This window comes from Hydrogenophaga sp., from assembly GCF_019264445.1.
Classification (GTDB): Bacteria; Pseudomonadota; Gammaproteobacteria; order Burkholderiales; family Burkholderiaceae_C; genus Hydrogenophaga.
Window position 1 is genome coordinate 1 of record NZ_JAHVAB010000051.1, and the last position, 14,474, is coordinate 14,474.

General features: G+C 67.3%; 14 protein-coding genes. 4 read left to right on the forward strand and 10 right to left on the reverse strand.

Features of this window, described 5'->3' with window-relative positions; translation table 11 throughout:
* On the reverse strand, nucleotides 1-479 hold a 479-nt coding region (locus KXJ60_RS09610), incomplete at its 3' end, for a substrate-binding domain-containing protein (protein ID WP_291126663.1).
* 120 nt (nucleotides 480-599) lie between these two features.
* Here KXJ60_RS09610 and KXJ60_RS09615 point away from each other — a divergent pair.
* Nucleotides 600-1,508 (forward strand): LysR substrate-binding domain-containing protein, encoded by a 909-nt coding sequence (locus KXJ60_RS09615; protein WP_291126665.1) that lies wholly within the window; start codon nucleotides 600-602, stop codon nucleotides 1,506-1,508.
* Nucleotide 1,509: 1 nt separating this feature from the next.
* On the opposite strand, the gene KXJ60_RS09620 is transcribed toward KXJ60_RS09615, so the two are convergent.
* The 6 genes from KXJ60_RS09620 to KXJ60_RS09645 form a co-directional block, all read right to left on the reverse strand.
* Entirely contained in the window at nucleotides 1,510-2,481 is a 972-nt protein-coding gene (locus tag KXJ60_RS09620; RefSeq protein ID WP_291126666.1) for an AEC family transporter, read from the reverse strand.
* Between the two features lie 151 nt (nucleotides 2,482-2,632).
* Nucleotides 2,633-3,625, reverse strand: coding sequence for a tripartite tricarboxylate transporter substrate binding protein (locus KXJ60_RS09625; RefSeq protein WP_291126668.1), 993 nt, complete (start codon nucleotides 3,623-3,625; stop codon nucleotides 2,633-2,635).
* 4 nt (nucleotides 3,626-3,629) lie between these two features.
* Nucleotides 3,630-4,946 carry a TRAP transporter large permease gene (locus tag KXJ60_RS09630; protein WP_291126669.1) on the reverse strand — a complete coding sequence of 439 codons (1,317 nt, stop codon included), beginning with the start codon at nucleotides 4,944-4,946 and terminating at the stop codon, nucleotides 3,630-3,632.
* Nucleotides 4,943-5,419, reverse strand: coding sequence for a TRAP transporter small permease (locus KXJ60_RS09635; protein ID WP_291126670.1), 477 nt, complete (start codon nucleotides 5,417-5,419; stop codon nucleotides 4,943-4,945). The genes KXJ60_RS09630 and KXJ60_RS09635 overlap by 4 nt, the downstream gene beginning before the upstream one ends.
* A 111-nt stretch (nucleotides 5,420-5,530) precedes the next feature.
* Nucleotides 5,531-6,571, reverse strand: a complete 1,041-nt coding sequence (locus KXJ60_RS09640; protein ID WP_291126672.1) for a TRAP transporter substrate-binding protein — start codon at nucleotides 6,569-6,571, stop codon at nucleotides 5,531-5,533.
* 170 nt (nucleotides 6,572-6,741) lie between these two features.
* Nucleotides 6,742-7,545, reverse strand: coding sequence for a GntR family transcriptional regulator (locus KXJ60_RS09645; RefSeq protein ID WP_291126673.1), 804 nt, complete (start codon nucleotides 7,543-7,545; stop codon nucleotides 6,742-6,744).
* A gap of 144 nt (nucleotides 7,546-7,689) precedes the next feature.
* On the opposite strand from KXJ60_RS09645, the gene KXJ60_RS09650 reads away from it, so the two are divergent.
* Nucleotides 7,690-8,817 carry a 5-methyltetrahydropteroyltriglutamate--homocysteine S-methyltransferase gene (locus tag KXJ60_RS09650; protein ID WP_291126675.1) on the forward strand — a complete coding sequence of 376 codons (1,128 nt, stop codon included), beginning with the start codon at nucleotides 7,690-7,692 and terminating at the stop codon, nucleotides 8,815-8,817.
* A gap of 121 nt (nucleotides 8,818-8,938) precedes the next feature.
* Here the strand turns inward: KXJ60_RS09650 and KXJ60_RS09655 are convergent, their stop codons facing one another.
* Entirely contained in the window at nucleotides 8,939-9,979 is a 1,041-nt protein-coding gene (locus KXJ60_RS09655; protein ID WP_291126677.1) for a TRAP transporter substrate-binding protein, read from the reverse strand.
* A gap of 218 nt (nucleotides 9,980-10,197) precedes the next feature.
* On the opposite strand from KXJ60_RS09655, the gene KXJ60_RS09660 reads away from it, so the two are divergent.
* Entirely contained in the window at nucleotides 10,198-10,806 is a 609-nt protein-coding gene (locus tag KXJ60_RS09660) for a 2-hydroxychromene-2-carboxylate isomerase (protein WP_291126679.1), read from the forward strand.
* Nucleotides 10,807-10,818: 12 nt separating this feature from the next.
* Here the strand turns inward: KXJ60_RS09660 and KXJ60_RS09665 are convergent, their stop codons facing one another.
* Together KXJ60_RS09665 and KXJ60_RS09670 are read right to left on the reverse strand one after the other, a co-directional pair.
* A complete protein-coding gene (locus KXJ60_RS09665) occupies nucleotides 10,819-12,660 on the reverse strand; it encodes an AMP-binding protein (protein WP_291126681.1) in 1,842 nt (613 codons plus the stop codon).
* Nucleotides 12,661-12,670: 10 nt separating this feature from the next.
* Entirely contained in the window at nucleotides 12,671-13,537 is an 867-nt protein-coding gene (locus tag KXJ60_RS09670; RefSeq protein ID WP_291126683.1) for an amidohydrolase family protein, read from the reverse strand.
* A gap of 140 nt (nucleotides 13,538-13,677) precedes the next feature.
* On the opposite strand from KXJ60_RS09670, the gene KXJ60_RS09675 reads away from it, so the two are divergent.
* Entirely contained in the window at nucleotides 13,678-14,466 is a 789-nt protein-coding gene (locus KXJ60_RS09675) for a crotonase/enoyl-CoA hydratase family protein (protein WP_291126685.1), read from the forward strand.
* Nucleotides 14,467-14,474: the final 8 nt, after the last annotated feature.

Sequence of the window (14,474 nt, forward strand, 5' to 3'; positions counted from 1 at the left end):
CGCGCCACCAGCGTGCCCACGGGCACGCCGGGCGGCGCCTTCACGGTGCGGCCGCGCACCTCGTCGGCCATGCCCCAGCGCTCGAAGAGCTGGGCCAGCGCCACGCCGCTGGGTCCGGTGGAATAGCTGATGCTGCGCGCGTTGCGCACGGCTTGCTGCAGCGCAGCTTCCGAGCTCACATCGGGCACGGGAGCGCCCGCGCGCACCGCAATGGCCACACCGGAGCGCACCAGGTCCACGCGGCTGCCGGCGCGCAGATGCCCGGCGGCGATGAGCCTGTCGATGGCGTCGGAGGCGAGGATCACCACATCAAAGGCCTCGCCGGCGGCCACGCGCCTGGCGGCATCGACGCCCCCTACCGACTCGATCGCGACGCGGCAACCCGTGCGCTGCTCAAACGCTGCGCCCAGATCGGCCAGCACCTGCCGGGTGGCCATGGACGAAATGCCGCGAAGGGTGGGGTTTGTCTCTGTGGTCATGGGGCGCTTGGGTGGACTGTGCATTGTGGGCCTCGCCTCCTCTCGAGAAAAGACACAGGCTCGGCTATCAGCTAGAACAAAATTACATAACTATGATGGGGCCCCACCCCCCCGGCTCACATGGACCTGAAACAACTCGAATACTTCGTGCGCGTGGCCGAACTCGGCAGCTTCACGCGCGCAGCCATGGCACTCAACGTCGCCCAACCCGCGCTCTCGCGCCAGGTGCGCCTGCTCGAAGTGGAACTGCGCCAGAACCTGCTGGTGCGCAACGGCCGGGGCGCCACGCCCACCGAAGCCGGCAAGCTGCTGCTGGCGCACGGCCGCGGCATCCTGCACCAGGTGGAGCGGGCGCGCGAAGAGCTGGGCCGCGTGCGTGGCGCGCTCGCCGGGCGCGTGGCCATCGGCCTGCCGCCCAGCCTGGCGCGCGTGCTCACGGTGCCGCTCACGCGGGCCTTTCGCGCCCAGCTGCCGCAGGCCAGCCTGTCGATCAGCGAAGGCCTGTCCATGTCGATGCACGAGTCGCTGGTCACGGGCCGGCTGGACATTGCCGTGCTCTACAACGCGCAGCCCTCGCCCGACCTGGAGATCCACCCGCTGCAGGAAGAAGAACTCGTGCTGGTGGAGCCGCGCCCGCCCGGCCTGCCCGAAGACCCCCCGCCGCCGCCCATTGCGCTGCGCGAGGTGGCGCCCATGCCGCTGGTGATTCCGAGCCGGCCCAACGCGATCCGCATGCACGTGGAAGCGGAGATGGCCAACATCGGCTGCCGGCCCAATGTGGCGCTGGAGATTGACGGCGTCTCCGCCATCCTCGATCTGGTAGCCGATGGCGCGGGCGCCGCCCTGCTCTCGCGCAACGCGGTGTCCAGCTCGATCCGCCCTTCGGCCTACCGCATGCGCGCCGTGAGCGACCCGCCCCTGCGCACCCGCCTGTGCCTGGCGGTGAGCTCGCAGCGCCCCGCCACGCTCACACAGCAGACCACGCTGGACCTGATTCGCCAGACGCTGGACGCACAGAAACGCCGCTGACTCAGGCCAGCCAGCCCGCACTGTGGCGCATGAGCCAGAGGATGGCGCTGAGCGAGAAGAACGAGGTCACCGTGGCCGCCAGCAAGGCCGCCGCCGTGAAGCCTTCAAACCCGTGGCGTTGCGCCAGCAAGGGGTAGATGCCCAGCATGGGCATGGCCGCCGAGAGCACCACCGCCGCGCGCAGCTCACCTGTGAGCGCGGGCAGCCCGATCAGGGGCAGCAGCAACACCGCAGCGAGAACGGCGGCCGGGTGCACCAGCAGCTTGCCGATGGCGATCTGCGCGACCTGGCGGCGCAGGCCGCGCACCTGCAGGCCTACCAGCGTGCCGCCAATGATGAACAGCGCCAGCCCGCCACTGGCCGCGCCAAAGAGGTTGACGGTGCGCGCGATCACCGAAGGAATGGGCCAGCCCAGCAAGGCCACCACAAAGCCCAGCACGATGGCCACGATCATGGGGTTGCGCACCAGGCGCTGCAGTGTGTCGCGCAGGGCCTGCTTCCAGGAGGCGTGCGCCTTGCCCGAGGCGCCCACGTCGGCCATGGTCATGAGCAAGGGCAGCTTGATGAGGTTTTCCACCAGCAGGTTCATCGCCAGCGCCACACCCGCCAGCGGCCCGATGGCCAGCAGCACCACCGGGTAGCCAATGAAGGTGCTGTTGCCACAGGTCATGCCCATGGTCATGTAGGCGCTCTCGACCACGCCACGCCCCTGCACCCGCCGGGCCAGCCACAGGCTCACCAGCAGCCACACCACCGAGCCCGCGCCAAACGCCAGCAGGTACGCCGGCTGCCACAGCTCGGCCAGCGGCCGCGAGGCCAGCGCGTTGAACAGCAGCGCCGGCAACGCGAACTGAATGACGAACTTGCCCATCACCCGCATGTCCGCCGGCGAAAACACGCGCCAGCGCACCGCCGCATAGCCCAAGGCAATGCAGAGGTAGATCGGCCCGGTGATGGCCAGGATGTCGAGCAAGGGAGGGAAAGAAAAGAGGAAAGAAAACAGGCAGCCGGAGCACGGCACCCCATCCAGGGCACCCGAGGATCCGGCTCCGCCGGTCCCAGGGTGCGCCCCCCTCCCGCCGCAGGCGAGAGAGGGGGGAGCCGCGCAGCGGCGCGGGGGGAGCTTACTGTTTAGGAATCTTCGCCCGCTCGATCACACCGCTCCAGCGGCGGATGTCCGAGGCGAGCAGCGCAGCCGTTTGCTCCGGCGTGCTGGAGCGTGCATCGATGTTCAGGCCACGCAGCTTCTCGCGCACGGCAGGGTCGGCCACCGCAGTGGCGATCTCGCGCTGCAGGCGCTCGACCGCAGCGCGCGGGGTCTTCGAGGGCACGGCCAGCGCGTTCCACGACGAGGCGATGTAGTCCTTCACGCCCGCTTCCACGGCGGTGGGCACATCGGGCAACACGATGGAGCGCTTCTCGCCCGTCACGGCCAGTGCGCGCAGCGCACCGCCCTGGATCTGCGTGAGCACCGGCGCAAGGATTTCCACCGCCACGTCCACCTGCTGGCCACGAATGGCGCCGATCAGCGCAGGCGAGCCGTTGTACGGAACGATCTGCGCGTCGATGCCGGCGGTGCTCTTGAACAGCTCGGCCGCCAGGTGCTGCGTGCTGCCGATGTTGATGCTGCCGATGTTGATCTTGCCGGGGTTGGCCTTGGCAAAGGCCACCAGCTCGCCCAGCGTCTTGTGCGGCGAGTTCGCGGGCACCACCACGGCGATATCGAAGTACCCCAGGGTGGAGACGGGCGTGAAGTCCTTGACCGTGTCGAAGGGCAGCTTCTGGAACAGGCTGGCGGTCACGGCCGTGCCGTTGGACATGAGGAACATGGTGTGGCCATCGGGCTCGCCGCGCGCGACCGACTCGGCCGCCACCACGCCACCGGCACCGGGGCGGTTGTCGATCACCACGGTCTGGCCCAGCTGGCTGGCCAGCTTCTCGGCCACGATGCGCGCGGTGAGGTCACCGACGCCACCCGGGCCAAACGGCACGACGATGCGCAAGCCCTTGGAAGGGAAAGCGGGTTGTGCCGCAGCGGGCAAGGACAGGCCCAGGGCTGCCGTGGCCAGGGTGGCACCGAGCACGGCACGGCGGCGCAGGTTCAGGAAAGTCGTCATCAGGTTACCCCACGAATTGAACAAGCCACAAGGAAATGGGCGGGAAGAACAGGAGCAGCAACGTGCGCACCACGTCGCTGGCGAGGAAAGGCATCACACCTTTGTAGCTCTCACCGATCGGCACGTCTTTGGCCAGACCGTTGACCACGTAGACGTTCAGGCCCACTGGCGGTGCGAGCAGGCCAAAGCCCACGGTCATGAGGACCATGATGCCGAACCAGATGGCCACCGACTCGGGCGGCATGCCGAAGTCCAGGCCCATGATCACGGGGAAGAAGATCGGGATGGTGAGCAGGATCATCGAGAGCTCGTCCATCACGGCACCCAGCACCACATAGAACAGCAGGATGGCCGACACCACCATCAGCGGCGGAATGCTCCAGCCGTTGATCACCTCGGCCAGCATCGCAGGCACCTGGGTGAGCGCGAGCGCCGAGTTCATGAGGTCGGCGCCGATGAAGATCATGAAGATCATGGCGCTGGCCGCAGCCGTCGAATAGAAGCACTGCTTGACCTTGGCGACGGTCAGCTCGCCCTTGAGCACTGCGGCGATGAAGGTCGCGGCAGCACCCACGCCAGCGCCCTCGGTGGGCGTGAACAGACCGCCGTAGATGCCACCAAACACGATGATGAACACGAGCGCGATGGGCGCCACACCCATCAGCGCTTCCATGGTGAGCTTGGGGTGGTCGGCGTGGTCGGGGGCGTGGCCGGGCACGAGGCGCACATAGGTCGCGATCGCGATCATGTAGCCGACCATGGCGATGATGCCGGGCACCATGGCCGCGGCAAACAGCTTGGCGATGTTCTGCTCGGTCAGGATGGCGTAGATCACCAGCGGTACCGAAGGCGGGATCAGGATGCCCAGCGTGCCGCCTGCGGCCAGCGTGCCGGTGGCCAGGCGCCCCGAGTAGCCGTGGCGCTTCATTTCAGGCAAGGCCACCGAGGTGATGGTGGCGGCCGTGGCCACCGAAGAACCGCAGATGGCGCCAAAGCCCGCGCTGGCCAGCACGGCGGCCATGGCCAGCCCGCCCTTGAAGCGGCCCATGACCACGCTGGCGAACTGGAACAGCGCCTTGGAAATGCCGCCCTGCGTGGCGAAGTTGCCCATCAGGATGAACAGCGGAATCACCGACAGGTCGTAGCTGGCGAAGCGCGCAAACGCCAGGCCGTTGAGGTTGTTCAGAAACGGGGGCAGACCCACCTGGTAGATGTAGCCGAAGGTGCCCGCGGCAAACATCGCCACCGCGATGGGCACGCGCACCGCCATCAGGACCAGCATGGTTGCGAAGATCATCCCCGCCAGACTCAAAGAACTCATTCGCCCTGCTCCGAAAAATTGCCAAAGAACACCTGATACAGGGCGATCACACCGGTCAATGCGAACGGCGGCACCATCAGCCAGTACGTGATCCACTCGGGGAAGCCGAGCATCATCGTCGTGGTCTGGGAGGCATAGGCGCTCATGCCGCCAATGGCCGTGCGCCACGCCAGCGCAAACATCAGCAGGCCCAGCATCAGGCTGCCAAAGCGGTCAAGCATGGCAATGCCGCCAGAGGAGACCTTGGCGGTGAAGAAGTCGACGATGATGTTTTCGCGCTTGAGCTGGCACCACGGCATGAAGAGCGCGATGGCCGCACCCGCCGTCACGGCCGTCAGTTCGTAGTCACCCACAAGCGTGACGCCAATGGTGTTTCGACCAATGAGGCTCACGCAGGTGATCAGCGTGATCACGGTGAGAAGGACACCGGCCAGGATCGCACACGCCCTGGCCAACACAGACAGCAATTTCAACTTGTCACCTTCGAAAAAAAACAACCAATCCGCTCCCGCCGGACGCGGCGAAAGCGAATCGGTCACTCAGTCGAAGCGCAGCCTTTGGGGCGGCCCTTCAGGGGTGCGGGATTATCGCTGGTACTTCGCGATCAACGCCCGCGCTTCCGACAGGAGTTTGGTCCCGTCAATGTTCTTGCCCTTCATCTCGTTGATCCAGTCGGTTTCCACCGTGGCGGCGGTGCGCCTCCAGCGCTGCGTCTCGGCGATGTCCAGCGCCACGATGTTGTTCTTGGCCTTCTCGGCGATCTCGCGCCCGACCTTGTCGCCTTCGTCCATGGCACGGCCAAACAGCGCCGCCGTCTCGATGCCGGAGTTCTTGTCGATCACGGCCTTGAGGTCGGCCGGCAGCTTGTCGTAGCTGGAGCGGTTCATGGAGAACGCAAACGTCTGGGTGTACAGGCCCTGCTTGCCCGCAAAAGTGGTGTGGTTCTTCACCAGCTCGGTGACCTTGAGCGAAGGTGTCACTTCCCAGGGAATGGTGGTGCCATCGATCGTGCCCTTGGAGAGCGCGTCGGTCACGGCCGGCACCGGCATGCCCACCGGGGTCGCGCCGAGCTTGGTGAGCATGTTGTTGATCACGCGCGAGCCGCCGCGCACCTTCATGCCGCGCAGGCTTTCAAGGCCCGTCACCGGTGTCTTGGTGTGGAACAGGCCAGGGCCGTGGGTGTGCACCGCGATCAGCTTGACCTCGCGGAATTCGTCGGCAGCGAACTTCTCCACGTACTCCTGGAAAGCGCGCGAAGACTCTTCGGCCGAACCGCTCATGAACGGCAGCTCGAACACTTCCGACTTGTTGAAGCGCCCGGGGGTGTAGCCCAGCACCGTCCAGGTCAGGTCCACCACGCCGTCGCGGGCCTGGTCAAACAGCTGCGGCGGCGCGCCGCCCAGGGCCATGGCATTGAACAGCTGCACCTTGATCCTGCCGCCCGACTCGGCCTCCACCTTTTGTGCCCAGGGCACGAGCGCGCGGGCAGGAATGGTCGCCTGGGGCGGCAGCATCTGGTGCAGGCGCAGGGTGACCTGCTGCTGCGCCAGGGCCTGGCCGGCCATCGATGCGGCAGCCATGGCGCCCAGGGCCATCAGTGCGGTGCGGCGTGGGATGAATGTCATGTATGTCTCCAGTTCCTGTGTTGCCGGGCCGGGAGCGTGTGGGCGCACTCCGGATCCGGCAGGCTTGAAGAACCTCTTGCCCACACTGTGCATGTCAACCGGCATCTCTGCCAGCCAGATAACCGACTTTCAGATATGCCGTTTTTCTATGAAACCTGCGGCGCAACCGGTCATGCGCCACCCCGTCGAATCAGCTTGATGGCCGGCATGGACGCGGGCGCATGCACGGTGGCGTGGCCGGCCAGCACCTCGCGCAGGTTGCGCTGGGCCAAGCGGGAGTGCTCGCGCATGATGGCCTCGGCCCGTGCGCCCTCGCGCTGCTCGATGGCGTCGAGCACCTGGCGGTGCTGGTCCTGCGCCACCACCAGCATGTCGCGCGCGCGCTGCGAGTGCGCCTGCATGACCACGAAGCCCGACGGGGACGCAAAAGGAAGGCTGAGCACGCGCTCGAGCTGGCGCACGGTGGTCGGGCTGTCCGCCATCGACCACAGCAGGGTGTGAAATTCGATGTTGCGTGCGACGTAGGCGGAAAAGCCTTCGTCGTTGAGCGCCGGTGCGGCCAGCACCGCGTCGATGTGTTCGAGGCAGGCGCGCGCCCGCGCCAGCGCCGCCGCCGGTGCGCCGCGCTCGGCCGCCAGCCGCGCGAGCAGGCCTTCGAGCGTGCCGCGCAGCTCGATGGCATCGGCCACGTCGCGCTCGGAAAAGGTCTGCACCACGTAGCCGCCGTTGGGCAAGGCCTCCAGCAAGCCCTCCTGCTCCAGGCGCATGAGCGCGGCGCGGATCGGCGTGCGCGACACCCCCAGGCGCTCGACGATGGCCAGCTCGGCAATGCGCGAGCCACCGGGCAGCTCGCCCGAGAGGATGAGTTCACGTAGCTGCAGCAACGCGCGCACCTGGGCGCTTTCGGTGGCACCGCCCGCGTCGGTGCGCGCGGCATCCAGCGGAGGGGTGGGGTGGACAGCATGCAGGCTCATGGGGTCTGCAATGTATACAGAACCACCGGATTTTCAAGAGATTTGGCGCCTGCTCGGGGTTTTCCATAGGTTTATGTATGCAATGAAGGCTGGCACAGTGCGCCTTCACCCGTTGTCTGGCCCCTCCCACACAGGACGATTTCCATGACCCTGCGCTCCCATGCCCCGTTTCGCGCCGACCACGTCGGCAGCTTTCTGCGCCCGGCCTACCTGCTCGAAGCGCGCGAGAAAAAAGCCAAAGGCGAGATCACGCCCGCGCAGCTGCGCGAGGTGGAGGACCGCGCCATCACCGAGATCGTGAAGTTCCAGGCCGATGTGGGCCTGCAGTCGATCACCGACGGCGAGTTCCGCCGCACGTACTTCCACATCGATTTCCTGGAGCAGCTCGGCGGGGTGAAGACCGACATCCCGGTGACCATCCGCAAACCCGATGGCACGGAAGAACTGGCGCCGCCCGTGATCCGCGTGATCGACAAGGTGCGCCACGCCAAAAACGTCCAGCTCGCCGACTTTGAATACCTCAAGGCGCAGGTGGCCGCCCTGGGCCTGAAGGCCGTCACGCCCAAGGTGACGATTCCCTCGCCCACCATGCTGCACTTTCGCGGCGGGCGCGCCGGCATCAGCAAGGAGGCCTACCCCGAGCTCGACCCGGTGTTCTACGACGACGTGGCCAAGGCCTATGGCGAAGAGCTGCAGAGCCTGGCCGATGCCGGCTGCACCTACGTGCAGATGGACGACACCAACATGGCCTACCTGTGCGACGAGCGCATGCGCGAAGCCGCCCGCCAGCGCGGTGACGACCCCAACGAGCTGCCGCACCGCTACGCGACCTTCATCAACAAGGTGGTGGCGCACAAGCCCAAGGGCATGACACTGGCCATGCACCTGTGCCGCGGCAACTTCAAGAGCACGCACGCCGCCGCCGGCAACTACGAGCCGGTGGCCGAGGCGCTGCTGTCTGAAATGAAGCTGGACGCCTTCTTCCTGGAATACGACGACGACCGCTCGGGCGACTTCCGCCCGCTGCGCTTCCTCTCGAAAGACAAGATCGTGGTGCTGGGCCTGGTGACCACCAAGTTCGGGCAGCTGGAGAGCAAGGACGCGCTCAAGCGCCGCATCGACGAGGCCGCGAAATACGCGCCCCTCGATCAGATGTGCCTCTCGCCCCAATGCGGTTTCTCATCCACCGTGCACGGCAACAACATTGCCGTGGAAGACCAGCGCCGCAAGCTGGCGCTGGTGGTCGAAACCGCGCAGGAAGTCTGGGGTTAAGCACAAGCCACCCCCGCCGCGCTTCGCGCGACCACCTCAAGGGGGCAGCACCTGCGGCCCGGCAAAGCCGGTTCCGCGGTGCTTCTCGATTCGAGCACCTCGCTCGCGGTGGCCGGTTGCTTTACTTGCTGTGCTTGGCAATCGCGGCGCGGGCTTCGGCCACCAGCTTGGCGCCGTCCAGGTTCTTGCCCTGCATTTCCTTGACCCAGTCCGCCTCCACCGCCGCCGCGGTGGTCTGCCAGCGGCGGGTTTCGGCGGCGTCGAGCGTGACGATGCTGTTGCCCGCCTTCTTCGCCACCTCCAGGCCCACCTTGTCGCCCTCGTCCATGGCGCGGCCGAAGAAGGCGGCGGTGTCCACGCCCGAGTTCGCGTCGATCACCTTCTTCAGGTCGGCTGGCAGCTTCTCGTAGCTGTTGCGGTTCATCACCAGCGCAAACGTCTGCGTGAACAGGCCCGTGCTGCCCGAGAAGGTGGTGTGGTTCTTCACCAGCTCGGCGATCTTGAGCGACGGCGTCACTTCCCACGGGATGGTGGTGGCATCGAGCACGCCCTTGGTCAGCGCCTCGGTCACGGCGGGCACCGGCATGCCCACGGGCGTGGCGCCCAGCTTGAGCAACATGTTGTTGATCACGCGCGAACCGCCGCGCACCTTCTTGCCCTTGAGGCTGTCCAGGCCCGTGATCGGGAATTTGCTGTGGAAGAGCCCCGGGCCGTGCGTGTGCGCGGCCAGCAGCTTGACCTCACGGAATTCGTCGGCGGCGTTCTTCTCCACGAACTCATGGAAAGCGCGCGACGCCGGCTCGGCCGGGCCGCTCATGAACGGCAGCTCGAACACCTCGGCCTTGTTGAAGCGGCCCGGGGTGTAGCCCAGCACCGTCCAGGTGATGTCCACCACGCCGTCACGGGCCTGGTCAAAGAGCTGCGGTGGCGAGCCACCCATGGCCATGGCGTGGAACAGCTGGACCTTGATGCGGCCACCCGATTCCGTCTCGACCTTCTTGGCCCAGGGCACGATGGCGCGCGCGGGAATGGTGGCGGTGGGAGGCAGGAACTGGTGCAGGCGCAGCGTGACGGTCTGCTGGGCCAGGGCGCTGCCCGTCAGGGTGGCGGCGCCCAGGGCAGCCATGGCCACGATGGCGTTGCGGCGTCGAAGGAAGGTCATGGAGAAGCTCCTGTCGTGAGGGGAAAGGGAAATGCGAAGCGAAGGGCGGGCCCGCTGGGGCATGCCAGGACATGTGCCACGTCAGACACAAGGCCCGCACTGTGCCGGCATCGCCCCACATACACCAGCCCGTTTCACGACTTGCAGCTATGCCGTGTTGATATGAAACTCCCGCCGCCCGACGCGATCGGCACGCGGTGCGTGGGTACCATGCGCGCATGAACCGCCCGCTCGATTTCCACTTCGACTTCATCTCGCCGTTTGGCTACTTCGCTTCGCTGCGCATCGAAGCCCTGGCCGCGCGGCACGGGCGCACAGTGAACTGGCACGCCATGCTGCTCGGTGTGTCGGTGATGAAGGTGATGGGCCTCAAGCCCTTGCTGGACACCCCGCTCAAAGGCCCCTACACCGAGCACGACGTGCAACGCTACGCCCGCGAGCACGGCCTGGTGATGGCGCGCAAACCGAGCGACGCCGCGATGAACCCGCTGCCCTGCGCGCGCGCGTTCGCCTGGGTCAAGCAGCACCACCCCACACACGCCGCGGCGCTGGCCCACGCCATCTACCGCGCCTACTGGGGCGAAGGCCAGGACTTGTCAAAGCCTGAGGCGCTGCGCGGCCTCGCGCTGCCCCCAGGCCTGTCGGCCGATGCCGTGGCCGACGCTGCGGCGGGCGAAGAAGCGGCCGCGCTGCTGCGCGCCATGGTCGATGCCTCGCTCAAGGCCGGTGTGTTCGGCTCGCCCACCGTGGTGGTGGACGGCGAAATGTTCTGGGGCGTGGACAAGCTCGACCAGCTGGAGCGCTGGCTCACGCGCGGCGGCTGGTAAGGCCGCCGCCTTTCACTCAAACCGCAGTTCGGTCTGCACCGCCATGGCGGCCAGGCCCTGCTGCAGGCGTTCGCGCAACGCGCCGTCTGGCGGGCCGGCCACCGTGATCACGGCAGTCTGCCGCCCACCCTGCTCCAGCGCCTGCACGCGCGCAGCCACGCCCGGCGCCCACTCGCGCAGGCATTCGGTCAGCTTGATCTCGATGGCGCGCAAGCGCAGCTCGGGCTTGAACACCTTGCCGATGGCGGTCATGGGCAAGGCCTCCAGCAGCACCACGCGCTTGGGGACCGCGGGGCGCTCGTACACCTGCGGCGCCACGGCAGCCAGCAACGCATCGGCGCCGAGTGTCGCGCCGGGCTTGAGCGTCACGAAGGCCACGGGCACTTCGCCCGCGTAAGCGTCGGGTTCGGCCACCACGGCGCACAAGGCCACGTCGGGGTGCGCGAGGAAGGCGTCTTCCACCAGGCCGGGGTCGATGTTGTGCGAGCCGCGAATGATCACGTCCTTGGCGCGGCCGGTGATGTGGATGCGGCCCGCGTCATCGAGGTGGCCCAGGTCGCCGCTGACGATCCAGCCTTGTTCGAACAGGCCGGCGTTGCGTGCGGCATCGGTGTAGCCCGGGCTCACGTGCGGGCCGCGCAGCACCAGCACGCCGGTCTCGCCTGCGGCGCAGCGTTCTTCCAGCTTCGCCTCGGCATCGCGCCAGGGCACGGCGTGCACCTCGGTGTAGGGCAGGCGCAGGCCGGCCGATCCGGGTGTGCGGGGACCGCGCAAGGGCTCGATGCTCACCAGGCCCGCGCATTCGGTCATGCCCAGGATGTTGCGCACGGGAATGCCGGTGGCCGCTTCAAAGCGCTGCGCCAGTTCGGAGGGCAGGGGCGAACCACCGGTGTAGGCCGCGCGCACCGAGGCGATGTTCGCGTCCACCGGCACGCCCATCACGCTGGCCAGCACCGTGGGCACGCAGGCCAGGTGCGTCACGCCCTCGCGTTCGCAGAAGCGCCAGTAGCGCTGCACGAAGCCCGCGTTGCGCATGCCGCTGAGCGTGGGCAGCACCTGGCGCGCGCCCACGGCCAGCAGCGCCAGGCCGTACACAAAAGCGCCGGCCACATGGAAGAGCGGAAAACCGTTGATCTCCACCGCGTGCTCGTCCACGTCGTAATACGCGTGCGCAAACCACGCGGTGTGCGCCTCGTTGCCTTGTGTGTGCTGCGCCAGCTTGGGCGCGCCCGTGGTGCCGCCGGTGTGGAACAGCGCCACCACGCGGTCGGGGTTCAGGTCGGGCTCGAAGGTGAGCACATCGGGCTGTGTGGCCAGCAGCTCCTGCAGCACCGGCACCGCCTGCGGGCCGTCGCCCGGCCCCACGCACAACTGCAGCAGCGGCACCTCGTGGTGGCGCACCACCTGCTCGGCCACCGGCCACACGGCCAGCTCGCTGTTGGGGCCGAGGGCCACCAGCACGCGCGCGTTGGCGGCCTTGAGCAAGGCGGCGATGTGTTCGGGCTGCAGCAGGTAGTTGATGGGGCACACGCGCCCGGCCAGCTGCGCGCCCCACAGCACCGCATGCGCCTCGGGCGTGTTGGGTGCGAGCAGCGCCACCGCATCGTCGGGCCCGACGCCCAGTGCGCGAAACAGGTTGGCCGCCCGGTGCATCTGGCCGAGCAGCGCGGCGTAGGTGGTGCGCACCGGCGGCGTGTCCAGCGCGGCGTCGGGCAGAAAGGTGAAGGCCTCGCGCCCGGGAAAGCGCTGGGCCGCCGCGCGGATCAGCGCATAGGGGCTGCGGTGCGGTGCGGCCTGCGCCAGTGGCGTGCGTTCCAGCCGCTCGATGTCGGCCAGCGTGGCAAAGGGCTGCATGGCGGGCGCCTCAGGCGTCCAGACCGAGCAGGCGCACCGCATTGCCTTTCAGGATGCCGGGCATCACCTCGGGCTTGAAGCCGGCGACCTCGAAGTCCTTCATCCAGCGCTCGGGCGTGATCAGCGGGTAGTCGCTGCCAAACAGCACGCGGTCCTTGAGCAGCGTGTTGGCGTACTGCACCAACTGCTTGGGGAAATACTTCGGGCTCCAGCCGCTCAGGTCGATCCACACGTTGGGCTTGTGCGTGGCCACGCTCAGCGCCTCATCCTGCCAGGGAAAGCTGGGGTGGGCCATGACGATCTGCATGTCGGGGAAATCGATCGCCACGTCGTCCAGGTGCATGGGGTTGCTGTACTCCAGCCGCAGGCCGCCGCCGCAGCGCATGCCCGAGCCGATGCCGCTGTGCCCGGTGTGAAAGATCGCGGGCAGCTTGTGCGCGTTGATCACTTCATAGATGGGCCAGGCCATCTTGTCGTAGGGGTGGTAGCCCTGCACCGTGGGGTGGAACTTGAAGCCCTTGACGCCCTCCTCTGCAATCAGGCGCTCGGCTTCGCGCGCGCCCATCTTGCCCTTGTGCGGGTCGATGCTGGCGAAGGCAATCATCATGTCGCTGTTCTCGCGCGCGGCCTGCGCGATCTCTTCGTTCGGGATGCGCCGGCGACCCAGCTTGGACTCGCTGTCCACCGTGAACATCACCAGCCCGATTTTCCTCTCGCGGTAGTAGGCAATCGTCTCGGCGATGGTGGGCCGGCGGTTGCTGCCGAAGTACTTGTCGGCGGCGCGGTCGTACTCCTCGCCGTAGTTGTCAAACGGGTTGCGGCAACTCACTTCGGCGTGGGTGTGGATGTCGATCGCGAGGAGGTTCTTGTGGTCCATGGCTGTCTCCGGTACCTAGGGTAAACACGGGGTCGGTTTTCGACCGGTGCGCTTGTTTTGGTTATTGTTTATAACAATAATGCGGACTCACTTCAAGCACACAAACCCGACGCACCGGGGCCGCGACACCGAGAACTTTCATGCCCATCCACTCGAACGACATCAGCCTGAGCCTGCAAGGCGAATCCAGCGAAATCGCGGTCATCACGCTCACGCGCCCGGCCAAACGCAACGCGCTCAACGACGGCCTGATCCTCGCGCTGCGCGACATCTTCCAGGGCATGCCCGCGGGCGTGCGCGCCGCGGTCATTCACGGTTCGGGCGACCATTTCTGCGCCGGCCTGGACCTGTCCGAACTGCAGGAGCGCGATGCCGGCCAGGGCCTGCACCACTCCCGCATGTGGCACGCCGCGCTGGACTGCGTGCAGCTCGGCCCGGTGCCGGTGGTGGCCGCGCTGCACGGCGCGGTGGTGGGCGGCGGCCTGGAGCTGGCCAGCGCCTGCCACATCCGCGTGGCCGACACGTCCAGCTTTTTCGCGCTGCCCGAAGGCTCGCGCGGCATCTTCGTGGGCGGCGGCGGCTCGGTGCGCATTCCGCGCCTGATCGGCGCCGCGCGCATGGCCGACATGATGTTCACCGGCCGTGTGTACAAGGCCGAAGAAGGCGAGCGCATTGGCCTGGCGCAGTACCTCGTGCCCGAAGGCACGGCGCTGGAAAAAGCCATGGAGCTGGCCACGCGCATCGCCACCAACGCCCCACTGACCAACTACGCGCTGATGCACGCCCTGCCGCGCATCGCCGAACAACCGGCCGACCAGGGCTTCTTCACCGAAGCCCTCATGGCCGCCATCGTGCAGAACGCCCCGGAAGCCAAGGAGCGTGTGCGTGCGTTCCTGGAAGGCCGCGCAGCGAAGGTGAAGCGCGACTGAGGTCGCGC